Here is an 11,539-nt window from a genome sequence, read left to right as displayed (position 1 = left end):
CCGCAATTGAATCTCTGTTATGCTTCAATTTATTTCGATGAACGTGTGTTTGTTTAATTAGGGATTGAAGTGCAGAAATAAATGTGAAGTTGCCTCTATACCTTGCTTTTGTTTCCCGACAAGTCTATTATTCCCAAATTGTTGATAAATTTGTTGGATTTTATCTGGTGAAATTTGCCAATTGAGAGCAACCTTTGTGGTAATTCGTTGTAAGTCTTTTGTGCGTGCATGTGATTCAACATCTGTTCGTTGAATACGGATATTCATAACTCTGACTGATGATACAAAAGGAATTATGGCATGAGTACCTTCATTCAAAACAACGTCTTGTACCTTGTTAAAGGTTACAAGAATACCACGCTCTCCTGTATTAACCACTGCAAAGGATTTGGGAATAATTACAGTTAACGCTACAAAAATCATGCTTCCAAACCAATACCGTTTTTTATTCAATGACAAAATAGATTCACCCAGCTTAATGCTAAACAAAACCGCCTCCAAGCTTTATAAATGGATGTTTGCTGACTACTTCTCAAGCCATAGAATAAGAAATACGAATCTTGTAACATAAGTTTATAAATAACTAAGTAGTTAGGTTTAAAAACCAAAAAGCTTTGCCGCACGCTTAGCGTGCGGCAAAGCTTTTTGGTTTTGGTTTATACCTATGCTGAGCTACTTATTGGGTTTCTCAAAACAACTATGGTGATTGGCAAGAGAGGATTTTTGATTTTGGATAGTTCGCTTATAGCAATTTTTGCCATTCCAGATTCGATCGCTCAATGTCTATGGGTGATCGCACAGTTTCTAGTGAAGGCTCTCCAGAAATTGCCCCCTGTCCAAGGTCGCACAAAAAAAATTACTTCCTTTTCCTATAAATTCTCCTAAACAGATCTTTAAGCCTCATATTTAGGATTAATTTTTTCTAAAATTTTAGCTTAATAAGTAACAATGCTCATGGTTAACACATCGCACCTGATCGCCCTGTAGTAAACTGATTTATTAAAGGATCTCTACAATAAACTTTGCGTTCAAACGCGACCTATGGACTTTGCATATCAATACGCATGGCTGATTCCCTTGCTGCCACTTGCCGCAGCATTGATTATCGGCACAGGACTGATTACCTTTAACAAATCCACCAACAAACTGCGATCGCTTTGGTCTGTCCTCAGTGTATCCGCCACAGGCGGCGCAATGGTGATGGCTATCAATCTACTCTGGAGTCAGATCCAAGGACATGATCCTTATCTCTACACCTTTGAGTGGGCACAAGCAGGTAGCTTTCATCTGAACATGGGATTTGTGATCGATCATCTCACTGCTCTTATGCTAGTGATCGTCACCACTGTCGCATTTTTGGTGCAAATTTACACCGATGGCTACATGGCGCATGATCCCAGCTATGTCAGATTTTATGCTTACCTGAGTTTATTCACATCCTCCATGCTGGGATTAGTTATTAGTCCCAACTTGGTACAGATTTATATCTTCTGGGAACTTGTAGGGATGTGTTCCTACTTGCTGATTGGCTTCTGGTTCGATCGCAAAGGAGCTGCCGATGCTTGCCAAAAAGCATTTGTCACTAACCGCGTTGGGGACTTCGGGTTACTACTGGGCTTACTTGGTCTGTATTGGGCAACTGGTACGTTTGAATTCACGGAAATGGGCTCACGTCTTAGCGAATTAGTTGAGTCAGGATCATTGAGCGTCGGTCTTGCGATCCTATTTGCAATTCTTGTATTTATGGGGCCCGCTGCCAAATCTGCCCAATTCCCTCTGCATGTATGGCTTCCTGACGCAATGGAAGGCCCTACACCGATTTCAGCTTTGATCCATGCTGCGACGATGGTTGCTGCTGGTGTATTTCTAATTGCGCGGATGTTCCCTGTATTCGAGGAGATTCCCGCCGTGATGAATGTGATCGCTTGGACAGGAGCCTTTACTGCCTTTCTGGGCGCAAGCATCGCAATTACTCAAAATGACATCAAAAAAGGCTTGGCCTACTCCACCGTTTCCCAGTTGGGTTATATGGTGATGGGTATGGGCGTTGGGGCTTATAGCGCAGGCTTATTTCACCTGATGACGCACGCTTATTTCAAAGCGATGATGTTCCTCGGTTCTGGTTCCGTCATTCATGGGATGGAAGAAGTCGTAGGACATGATCCCGATGTTGCTCAAGATATGCGCGTGATGGGCGGATTACGTAAGTACATGCCAATTACCGCAATCACATTTTTTATTGGGACTTTGGCGATTAGTGGTATTCCTCCGTTCGCTGGTTTCTGGTCAAAGGATGAGATTCTCGCTTTGACTTTCAGAGCCAATCCTACCCTTTGGGCGATCGGTTTCGCTACAGCGGGGATCACTGCTTTCTATATGTTCCGTATGTACTTCACTACCTTTGAAGGTGATTTTCGCGGTACTGATAAGAAGCTCTTGGCAATGGTCAAAGCCGAAAACTCTGCTGGCAAAGAAGCTCAAGCTGACGATGGACATGGGCATCATCACGCCAGCAAGCCTCATGAATCCCCAATTACGATGACTTTCCCTCTGATGGCATTGGCTATTCCTTCGATGCTGATTGGTCTAGTTGGGACACCTCTAGGCAATTACTTCGAGTACTTTATCCATGCCCCATCCGAGAAAATCACTGAAGTTCCAGTTGAAGGCTTTACTCCTGAATTTCTATTAATGGGTGGTAGCTCTATTGGTATTGGCTTGATTGGAATTTCTTTGGCTATCTTAATGTATATGCAAAAGAAAATCGATCCCAGTGCGATCGCCAAATCCATCGAGCCTCTATACAAGCTATCGAAGAACAAATGGTACATCGATGAAATTTACAACACGATCTTCGTGGTTGGTTCTCGCCGCCTAGCACGTCAGGTGCTAGAAGTCGATGCCAAAATCGTCGATGGTGCTGTTAATCTTGCAGGTTTTGTGACTGTGGTTACTGGCGAAGGCTTGAAGTACTTTGAAAATGGTAAAGCACAATTTTACGCTCTAGTCATTTTTATCGGAATTCTTGGTTTCGTAATTGTTACTTCGATTTAATTTCTGATTTGATACCAATTCACGAAAGTATGACAACACTTTTGTGAATTGCAACCCAAAACCAGTAAGTCATACCAAATAAAGAAATAGCTAGCCATTTCTTTATTTGGTATGACTTCTAAAAAGCAAATCGCCCGTTATGCGGGCGATTTGCTTTTTTTTGTTTTATATACCTATGTACCTTTATAGGCTGCCCAACCGCCGAGGTGAGAGATATCAATCCAGTTGAACTTTTCAATTAATTCTTGGGGATAGAAAAAAGCAGTGAGGACTTCTCCATCTTCTAGGTAAACATCCGTAGGATACATATGTGGAGGTTCATTACTGGCAAGATATTCAAATTCGTCATCTTTCATCTCATAAACTTCACCAGGAATAGAGATTCCACCTGTCTCTACTTCATAAATTGCAGGATGCCAGCCATCACCAGCAGCATGGAGTCGATAACGTGGTTGTGTCTGTGCAGGACGGATAAACTTTGCGTCCTGTAAATTTCCATGATCAGGTTGTCCGCGCAGCGCCGAACCACAAATAAATACTCTTCTTGTCCCGTTGGATACTGTCATAAATAGGGCTTTTGAATTTATGGATTAGTCTTGAATATATTAGTTTAGTGTATACAGTATGCAACAGCAAGGTGCAATATTGTAAGAGTCACTGCTTTACGATGACTCTTACAATATTGCACCCGTAAAGTTCCGCTCTTGCGGTGTAAAACTTTACGGGCTTGGATAATTAATTTTGCACAAGTACTTATTACTAAAAAAAATGTCTGGAAAACTCTCAACTCATGTCCTTGATACAGTCCATGGATGCCCTGCTCGAAATATGCAAATTGATCTATGGGCGATCGCAGATGATGGACGAAAAAACTTACTCAAAACCCTATATACCAATCAAGATGGCAGGACTGATGAGTTATTACTAAATGAAACTGAGATCAAAGCTGGTATCTACGAAATTTGTTTTTACGTTAGTGACTATTTTGCTAATTGTGGAGCGGTTTTACCAGAACCTAATTTTTTAACGACAGTTCCTGTGCGCTTTGGCATTGCCAATGGGAGCGATCGCTACCACGTTCCTTTACTAGTATCACCTTGGGCTTATAGCACCTATCGAGGAAGTTAAACCCTCAGATATTTACCCCGTGAAAAGTCTTTGTAATCTGCAATACAGAAAGCGATCGCAACTCTAAAGTTTAATCGCAGTAATTTGGATACTGTATACAGTATCCAAATTACTGCGATTTTTCGTCCGTCGCTCATGTAAATGGTTTGAGGATTTATGTCTAAGGCTCTAAATAGTTCCCTTTCATGTCTAGCGATGTTTGTCGCGCTCTCTAGTTTGTACGACTCACCCGCAAAGGCTGAGCCAAAAGTTTCAGATAATTTATCTAAAGATTCATCAATCAATTTATCTCCAAAGACTTCTTCATCGATTAGTAATTTAATTGATCGCCAAGAGAATGCTGTAAATCTACAGCCCAATCTTTCCACGGCTTCACCAGTTAGCAATTTTGCAGTCGATAAGCTCCCTGAGAATACTGAAGTTGCAGCAGTGACATCAGTTTCACAGCTATCTGATGTGAAACCAACTGATTGGGCCTTTACAGCTCTCCAATCCTTGGTAGAGCGCTATGGATGTATTGCAGGATATCCCGACAGTACTTTTCGTGGCAGCAAATCTTTAGTAAGATATGAGTTTGCGGCTGGACTGAATGCTTGTTTGGATAAAATCAATGAGATTATTTCCGCAGGATTAGCCGATAAGGTTTCTAAGGAAGATCTTGCAACTTTACAGAAGCTCCAAGAAGAATTTGCTGCTGAATTAGCTACACTTCGTGGTCGCGTTGATGCGCTTGATGCGAAGACTGCAAAACTAGAGGCTCAACAATTCTCAACCACAACAAAGCTCAGTGGACTTGCCTTCTTTAATCTTACTGGTGCTACTGCTGGTGGCGATGTTATTGCTGAGCGCAATCCATTAACGCCTTCAGCCTTTGCACCTCCAACTCGTGTGGGCGGAGTTCCTTCGCGCGTGACAACCCAACGACCTAACATTACATTTGGTTACTACCTATTCTTAAACCTGACAACATCTTTCACAGGTAAAGATGCATTGGTCACCCAACTGGTAACTGGTAATGGCAACTCTCCAGCTAATAACTTTGTATCTGCTGGCTATACCAACTCTTGGGGAACACCATTTCTTGATCAGACAGGCGTTCCGACTGCCAATGTATTTAATATTCGCGAGTTATTCTATAGCTTTCCAGTTGCTAGTAACGTTAATGTAGCGATCGGTCCTCGTTTGAATTTCTATCGCTATTTTGATGGCAATCGTTTTACTAGTTTCTTAACAGGGGCAACTAGCTTTAACTCAAATGGAAGTACTCTATCGAATGCAGTCGATCGCGGTTCGGGTGCTGTTGTAACTTGGACGATCAATCCACAGTTCAGATTTACAGCAGCCTATTTAGGAGAAAATACAGAATTTCTTACTGCTCCTAACAACAATACATCCAGCGATCCTCAACAAGGACTATTTGGTGGAACCAATACTCTCAGTGCTGAGTTAGTCTATTCACCAAGTCGTGATGCTAACATTCGTCTCTTGTATACCCGCTCCAATATTAAAGCTAATGGCGGGCGCATCAGTGGCGCAACGGCTGAACCTTTGCCCTATGGGTTCGCGGATGATGGTGTGGGTGGTGCAATTAACAATGCTACTGCCGATACAATTATCTTGAACTTTGATTGGTTGGTTACCAAAGGATTTGGGGTATTTGGTCGCTATTCCTATGGTAGTACTAATATTTCGCCGATCAATCCTGCTGTTCAAGGTGGTAGCGTTAATGTTAATGCATTTCAATTTGGCTTAGCATTCCCCGATCTGTTTAAGGAAAGTGCTTTGGCTGTGCTTTCTTTTGTTGTACCCCATAGCTATAGCAGTGGACGCAATTTCTTGCTCTCTGGTGGTGGTGATGGCGCTACTCAATATGAGTTAGAACTTTCTTACTACTATCCAATCAGTAAAAATATTGCGATCGTTCCTGCGTTCTACGCGATTTTCAATCCTAATAGTTTCTCGACTAACCCAACTGTATTTGTAGGTAATCTACGAACTCAGTTCAGTTTCTAGTTAACTAATCCCAATTCTCAAAATGACAATACCATTTTGAGAACCAAAAGAGAGAATGGCAGCGCAAAGCGCTGCCATTCTCTCTTTTGGTTTGCCCTAACTAGGATGGCAACAGATATATTTCTTTGTATATAACAGCTATAGCTATTCCCGAAAGTGTGACTAATCCCCATTCACAAAAGTGTGACGACATACGCTTCTTAGATTAAAAAAACAAACCATGTAAGGGTTTTAAAAACACAAAATGGCTTCGCCATTTTGTGTTTTGGTAAAAACTGTCGGGAGATGATAAAGAAGGGATATTCAAAAATAGGACACAAAAAAGTTATCAAATGATGACTTTTTTGTGTCTCGGATTAATTTGTAGTATATAATACAAATATAAATCATAATTTATGTTTTAAAAAATATGAAAACTACTCGTGAAAATCAACAACAGCAAAGGTATAGCGATTACCGCGATCGCCAAATATCTGAAGAATTGCTGGAAAGCCATGAGCCGAAAGATCATTTACATCCAAACTATTGCCATTGGGCATGGTTGCCAAAACCTAAATAATTTTACAAACAAAAAAAGGCTCGCATATGCGAGCCTTTTTTTGTTTGTAAAATTATTTATCTTGCCCAGTAAATCACTTTTTTCTCAATGGCTACAAATAAGGTGTAGAGCATTACACCTAAGATGGCTAGAGTAATCAGTGCTGAAAAAGCAAGTGGCACATTAAAGTCTGATGCTGCTTGAACGATTAGATAACCTAAACCAGCATTAGATGCGATCGACTCAGCGATGACGGCTCCAATGAAGGAAAAAGAAACGGCTATCTTGAGAGATGCAAACACATAGGGCAAAGTATGTGGCCAGCCAACCTTCTGGAATATCTCAAAATCTGAAGCACCCAGAGCTCGCATAACATCTTTCATTTCGGGCTCGATGGTTTCTAATCCTAGCGCTACGTTAACAGCGATTGGAAAGAATGCTAGTGCAAAAGCAGTTACGATCGCAGGAATTGCGTTTGCCCCAAACCATACAGCCAGTAGAGGTACTAATGCTGACTTAGGAATAGTATTAAATGCAACTAGTAATGGATAGAAAGTTAAATAAATAAGTTTGGAATAACCAATCAGAAACCCTAACACGATGCCAACTACGCTGGCTAGCACAAAACCTGCAAAGGTTGTCCAGATGGTTCTCCAAGAGTTTTCTGCAAGTTGTGGTGCAAATTTGATGGTCGCTTCGAGAATTTTCGTAGGGGCTGGTAAATTAAAAGGTTGAATTTTAAAGATGATTACTGCCAATTCCCATAGCGCAAACAACACAACTGTAGCGATCGTAGGCAGGATAATCGTCGCAGTTTTTGTATTTAGAAAAGCCTCAAAATCAAATTTTTTAGTTACCCGTCTTGAATGGTCAACAGTTCCCTGCATATATTTTCCTCAATACTGATTGCTAAAACTTGTGAAGACAGAGAATCTGGCTAAAGCAGATTCTCTGTTTAACTCTTATGGATATGGCGGCGCAACTCGGCGGCGAGATGAGCAAATTCATCACTGAGACACATTTCTAAGGTTCGTGGACGAGGTAGATCGATCTTCAGTTTGAAAGCAATCTCGCTAGGTCTAGGACTCATTACATATACAGTGTCTGAAAGAAATACAGCCTCGCGTAAATCATGGGTGATTAGCATTCCTACGCATTTAGCCTCCATCCATAGGGTTTGGAGCATCACCCACATTTCTTCACGGGTAAAGGCATCAAGTGCGCCAAAAGGCTCGTCTAATAACAAAATCTCTGGTTGGTGTATTAGCGCACGACAAAGTGAAGCTCTCTGACGCATCCCACCTGATAACTGCCAAGGGAATTGCTGCTGAAAATCTTTTAAACCTACTGCTTTCAATAGCTTTTGAGCCATCTCTAGATAGCGATCGCGATTAACTTTAAAATCTCGCTTGTAGGGAGATACTATCTCTAGTGGCAGCAAGACATTATCAATAGTCCGTCGCCAAGGCAGCAATACAGGATTTTGGAAGGCAATGCCGACATTCTTGAGCGGTTTTTTTACAGCTTGTCCATGACAGCGTAGCTCACCGATTTTGGTAGGACTTAGTCCTGAGACCATTCTCAAAATCGAGGTTTTCCCGCATCCACTCGGACCAACAAATGTAACAAACTCTCCAGGTTCTACTGTGAGGGAGATTTCCTGAATAATCGTCCGCACCGATTCTTCAAACGGGTATTCTAATCCGATGCGATCAAATTCTAGTAAAGGTTTAGGAGAAACGGAGGTTTCAGTAGATGAAGACGTTACAGGCTGAACCATTTTTCTGTACCAATTTATTGAGTGTGGACTTTTTTTAAGCCAATTATCAAATACATGAAAACGATTGACTAAGCCAATCGTTTTCATGTATTTGGGTTCTATTTACTGCAAAGGCTTGCGATCGCTAGTTGGAGGAACCATTCGTTTTTCTTTAGCAGGCAAAAACTTATCTGTGAAGATATCAGCAGCGGTTACTGGTTTCAATTTGAAACCTTCAACCGTCTGATTAACACTCTTTTCTAGGCGTTTCATGTCCGCACCACCGAAGCCAGCTGCCTCGACTTCTGGAGTCACATACATCCGTTCGATCGCCAATTTCAGGCGCAGTTTTTCAGCATCGCGATCCATCAACTTGCTTTGATCGGTGGAAACAACTAGGTCGAGTGCTGCGGTAGGGTCTTTAACAACCTCCTGCATCCCACGGAAATATGCTTTAAGGAATGCTTTAATCGCGTCAGGATTCTTGGTCATAAAATCTTGCTTAACCAAAATTCCATTTCCGTAGAAATCTAAACCAAACTCGTCATAGAAGAAGATTTGGATATCATCCATAGTCTTGCCACCTTTGATCAAAGATGGAATGACAGAAGTGTAGAAACCACTGACAGCATCAACTTTACCTTGCAACAAGAAAGTCTCACGCAGCTTAGGTTCCATCGTGTCCCAAGTCACCGAATCAGGTGCAATCTTTATCTCTTTCGCAAAAAGTGGGAAAAGTTTCCGTGGTCCATCACCTGCTGGTGCGCCAAGTTTTTTACCAACTAAATCGGCAGGAGTTTTAATTCCATTTGCTTTAAAAGTAACAATGGAGAAAGGAGCTTTGTTTTGGTAAAAAGCTACTGCAAGGATCTTATCATTAGGATTTTTGTCATTGAATTCCATGGCATTATAGACATCGCTAAATGCCATGTCATACTTGCCAGTACCAAGCTTACTGATTGTGTCGGCATTACCAAAGCCGCGCTCATAACTGACATCCAATCCTTCTTCAGCAAAGTAACCTTTTTCGATCGCCCAAATCAGAGGTGCATCAAGGCTTTGTTTCAAAAATGGTAGTTGTACACGAATCTTCTGTTTTTCCTTTTTGTCCGTACTACCAGTTTGGGGAGTTGATGCAGTAGTGGGAGCAGTAGTCTTGTCTCCAGAAGTAGTGCTTGTAGTACTTGGAGGCGCAGAATTACAAGCAGCAAGCAATGCTGTTGAGACGGCAATAAGAAGAATTCTATTTAACTGTTTCTGGAAAGTATGAAGCATTATTGCCCTGTTAAATTTGAAAATGTATACTGTATACAAAGATATTAATCATTTAAGGGGAGTAGAAAAGAAGTTTCTGTATATCTCAATACAAAGAAATATGCCTCTCAAAGCAATCTTGATCTCGATTTATCATTAATTTAGTTAGGATCAGCAATTACTACTTTTCGACTTTCATTGCTTACGTTGCTGAAAGTCGAAAAGTAGTAATTGCTGTAATTAAGTCCAACTGTTTGTTAAGACTTCAAAACTTTGATGTAAAGTATTCAGTACTAAAAGTTTGATATCAATTTGATGAGGGTGTTTACTAATGACTGGTGTATCGATAGATTTGGCGGCAAAGTCCCCTCTTTATGTCGGTTTGTTATTTGGTGGACAGTCAGGCGAACACGATGTGTCAATTACATCGGCAAAAGCGATCGCCTCAGCCCTCAGCCAAAATCCTCGTTATCATGTTCAGCCTTTTTATATTCAACGTGATGGCACATGGCGCAGTCCTGATGTGTCAAAAAAAGTTTTAGATGCTGGTAAAGGTTTACAGGATTCAGAATTATTAACTAATGCCGCTTTTTTCTTGCCAACAGAAGTTCAGCAAGTTGATCTGTGGTTTCCAGTTCTCCATGGGCCAAATGGTGAAGATGGGACAGTGCAGGGGCTATTACAGTTGATGCACAAGCCCTATGTTGGCAATGGGGTGCTTGCCTCTTCGGTGGGAATGGATAAGATTGCGATGAAGGCGATTTTTGCGAATGCTGGCTTACCTCAGGTCAAGTATGTGGCGCTAAATCGTTGGCAATGGCAACAAGATGAGCCAGCATGGAGTGAACATATCGAAGCTACTCTTGGCTATCCTTGCTTTGTGAAGCCTTCTAACCTTGGCTCCTCAGTTGGAATTTCCAAAGTACGCGATCGCACTCAGTTAAAAGAAGCGATCGCTAGTGCCACTAGCTACGATCCGCGCATTATCATCGAGCAAGGAGTAGTTGCTCGTGAAATCGAATGTGCTGTCCTTGGCAATGAACAGCCCCAAGCATCTGCGATCGGTGAAATTACTTTCACTAGCGATTTCTACGATTATGAAACCAAATACACCGCTGGAATGGCTGATCTAATCATTCCCAGTAAGCTGCCTGACAACGTGACTCAAGCAGTGCAGTCAATGGCAGTGAAAGCTTTTCAAACTGTCGCTGGTTCAGGTCTAGCCAGAGTCGATTTCTTCTATGTAGAAGCAACTGGCACTGTTTTAATCAATGAAATTAATACTTTCCCAGGGTTTACTTCGCTGAGCATGTATCCCAAATTGTGGGAATACTCTGGCATTCCCTTTACAGAACTATGCGATCGGCTTGTAGCGTTGGCACTTGAAAAGCATGGTTAAAGATGAAGCGCTATTAGCAGATATTCAGCCACGAGTGATTACTACTGAAGAAGAAAACGATCGCGCTTTAGGTATTGTTGAAGGTCTGCTAGCTGAGAAGAATCTGTCTCCAGAAAAAGAGCAGATACTTCAACTTTTAGTTTCGCTGATCGAAAAATTTGAAGATGAACATTATCAGTTAGCAGCTTCAACCCCTCATTCCATCTTGTTGCACCTAATGGAACAAAGAGGACTAAGACAAACTGACCTTATAGGTCTAATTGGCTCTCGCGGCGTGGTTTCTGAAGTTGTCAATGGCAAAAGAACTATTAGCAAAAGTCAAGCTAAATCACTTGGCGAGTTTTTCCATGTCGATCCAAGTTTGTTTATTGATTTTTAAAATTTATTCCTTCGG

The 11,539-nt window shown here is 41.5% G+C and carries 12 protein-coding genes; 7 read left to right on the top strand and 5 right to left on the bottom strand.

What is annotated here, in order from left to right; all coding sequences use genetic code 11:
- Positions 1-57 precede the first annotated feature (57 nt).
- Complete coding sequence (locus PseudUWO311_RS22600; protein WP_142657485.1) at positions 58-423, bottom strand: SPFH domain-containing protein; 366 nt, start codon at positions 421-423, stop codon at positions 58-60.
- Between the two features lie 207 nt (positions 424-630).
- Here PseudUWO311_RS22600 and PseudUWO311_RS22595 point away from each other — a divergent pair, with 207 nt between their 5' ends.
- Together PseudUWO311_RS22595 and PseudUWO311_RS22590 are read left to right on the top strand one after the other, a co-directional pair.
- A complete protein-coding gene (locus PseudUWO311_RS22595) occupies positions 631-885 on the top strand; it encodes a hypothetical protein (RefSeq protein WP_142657484.1) in 255 nt (84 codons plus the stop codon).
- 156 nt (positions 886-1,041) lie between these two features.
- Positions 1,042-3,054, top strand: a complete 2,013-nt coding sequence (locus PseudUWO311_RS22590; protein WP_142657483.1) for an NAD(P)H-quinone oxidoreductase subunit 5 — start codon at positions 1,042-1,044, stop codon at positions 3,052-3,054.
- A gap of 173 nt (positions 3,055-3,227) precedes the next feature.
- Here PseudUWO311_RS22590 and PseudUWO311_RS22585 read toward each other — a convergent pair whose 3' ends face one another.
- Positions 3,228-3,620 carry a gamma-glutamylcyclotransferase gene (locus tag PseudUWO311_RS22585; RefSeq protein ID WP_142657482.1) on the bottom strand — a complete coding sequence of 131 codons (393 nt, stop codon included), beginning with the start codon at positions 3,618-3,620 and terminating at the stop codon, positions 3,228-3,230.
- Between the two features lie 202 nt (positions 3,621-3,822).
- On the opposite strand from PseudUWO311_RS22585, the gene uraH reads away from it, so the two are divergent.
- From uraH to PseudUWO311_RS24240, 3 genes are all read left to right on the top strand, one after another.
- Positions 3,823-4,182 carry a hydroxyisourate hydrolase gene (gene uraH, locus PseudUWO311_RS22580; RefSeq protein ID WP_142657481.1) on the top strand — a complete coding sequence of 120 codons (360 nt, stop codon included), beginning with the start codon at positions 3,823-3,825 and terminating at the stop codon, positions 4,180-4,182.
- A 156-nt stretch (positions 4,183-4,338) separates the two neighbouring features.
- Positions 4,339-6,195, top strand: a complete 1,857-nt coding sequence (locus PseudUWO311_RS22575) for an iron uptake porin (RefSeq protein WP_223807700.1) — start codon at positions 4,339-4,341, stop codon at positions 6,193-6,195.
- Positions 6,196-6,604: 409 nt separating this feature from the next.
- Positions 6,605-6,754, top strand: a complete 150-nt coding sequence (locus PseudUWO311_RS24240) for a hypothetical protein (RefSeq protein WP_190303624.1) — start codon at positions 6,605-6,607, stop codon at positions 6,752-6,754.
- Between the two features lie 56 nt (positions 6,755-6,810).
- Here PseudUWO311_RS24240 and PseudUWO311_RS22570 read toward each other — a convergent pair whose 3' ends face one another.
- From PseudUWO311_RS22570 to PseudUWO311_RS22560, 3 genes are all read right to left on the bottom strand, one after another.
- A complete protein-coding gene (locus PseudUWO311_RS22570) occupies positions 6,811-7,620 on the bottom strand; it encodes an ABC transporter permease (protein ID WP_142657480.1) in 810 nt (269 codons plus the stop codon).
- Positions 7,621-7,688: 68 nt separating this feature from the next.
- Complete coding sequence (locus PseudUWO311_RS22565) at positions 7,689-8,513, bottom strand: ABC transporter ATP-binding protein (protein WP_142657479.1); 825 nt, start codon at positions 8,511-8,513, stop codon at positions 7,689-7,691.
- A 102-nt stretch (positions 8,514-8,615) separates the two neighbouring features.
- Positions 8,616-9,767, bottom strand: coding sequence for an ABC transporter substrate-binding protein (locus PseudUWO311_RS22560; protein WP_142657478.1), 1,152 nt, complete (start codon positions 9,765-9,767; stop codon positions 8,616-8,618).
- Between the two features lie 310 nt (positions 9,768-10,077).
- Here PseudUWO311_RS22560 and PseudUWO311_RS22555 point away from each other — a divergent pair, with 310 nt between their 5' ends.
- Together PseudUWO311_RS22555 and PseudUWO311_RS22550 are read left to right on the top strand one after the other, a co-directional pair.
- Entirely contained in the window at positions 10,078-11,145 is a 1,068-nt protein-coding gene (locus PseudUWO311_RS22555) for a D-alanine--D-alanine ligase family protein (RefSeq protein WP_142657477.1), read from the top strand.
- Positions 11,138-11,524 (top strand): type II toxin-antitoxin system HigA family antitoxin, encoded by a 387-nt coding sequence (locus PseudUWO311_RS22550; RefSeq protein ID WP_142657476.1) that lies wholly within the window; start codon positions 11,138-11,140, stop codon positions 11,522-11,524. Before PseudUWO311_RS22555 ends, PseudUWO311_RS22550 begins: the two co-directional genes overlap by 8 nt.
- Positions 11,525-11,539 lie beyond the last annotated feature (15 nt).

The organism is Pseudanabaena sp. UWO311 (genome assembly GCF_006937785.1).
Classification (GTDB): domain Bacteria; phylum Cyanobacteriota; class Cyanobacteriia; order Pseudanabaenales; family Pseudanabaenaceae; genus Pseudanabaena.
The sequence above is the reverse complement of the archived record's forward strand: the minus strand, read 5'-3'. Positions and strand labels throughout refer to the sequence as shown.

What these genes read in the sequence shown, in the direction of transcription:
- PseudUWO311_RS22570 (WP_142657480.1), bottom strand. Translation starts at nt 7,620, where the DNA reads ATGCAGGGAACTGTTGACCATTCAAGACGGGTAACTAAAAAATTTGAT.
- PseudUWO311_RS22590 (WP_142657483.1), top strand. Translation starts at nt 1,042, where the DNA reads ATGGACTTTGCATATCAATACGCATGGCTGATTCCCTTGCTGCCACTT.
- uraH (WP_142657481.1), top strand. Translation starts at nt 3,823, where the DNA reads ATGTCTGGAAAACTCTCAACTCATGTCCTTGATACAGTCCATGGATGC.
- PseudUWO311_RS22560 (WP_142657478.1), bottom strand. Translation starts at nt 9,767, where the DNA reads ATGCTTCATACTTTCCAGAAACAGTTAAATAGAATTCTTCTTATTGCC.
- PseudUWO311_RS22600 (WP_142657485.1), bottom strand. Translation starts at nt 423, where the DNA reads ATGATTTTTGTAGCGTTAACTGTAATTATTCCCAAATCCTTTGCAGTG.
- PseudUWO311_RS22575 (WP_223807700.1), top strand. Translation starts at nt 4,339, where the DNA reads ATGTCTAAGGCTCTAAATAGTTCCCTTTCATGTCTAGCGATGTTTGTC.
- PseudUWO311_RS22585 (WP_142657482.1), bottom strand. Translation starts at nt 3,620, where the DNA reads ATGACAGTATCCAACGGGACAAGAAGAGTATTTATTTGTGGTTCGGCG.
- PseudUWO311_RS22565 (WP_142657479.1), bottom strand. Translation starts at nt 8,513, where the DNA reads ATGGTTCAGCCTGTAACGTCTTCATCTACTGAAACCTCCGTTTCTCCT.
- PseudUWO311_RS22555 (WP_142657477.1), top strand. Translation starts at nt 10,078, where the DNA reads ATGACTGGTGTATCGATAGATTTGGCGGCAAAGTCCCCTCTTTATGTC.
- PseudUWO311_RS24240 (WP_190303624.1), top strand. Translation starts at nt 6,605, where the DNA reads ATGAAAACTACTCGTGAAAATCAACAACAGCAAAGGTATAGCGATTAC.
- PseudUWO311_RS22550 (WP_142657476.1), top strand. Translation starts at nt 11,138, where the DNA reads ATGGTTAAAGATGAAGCGCTATTAGCAGATATTCAGCCACGAGTGATT.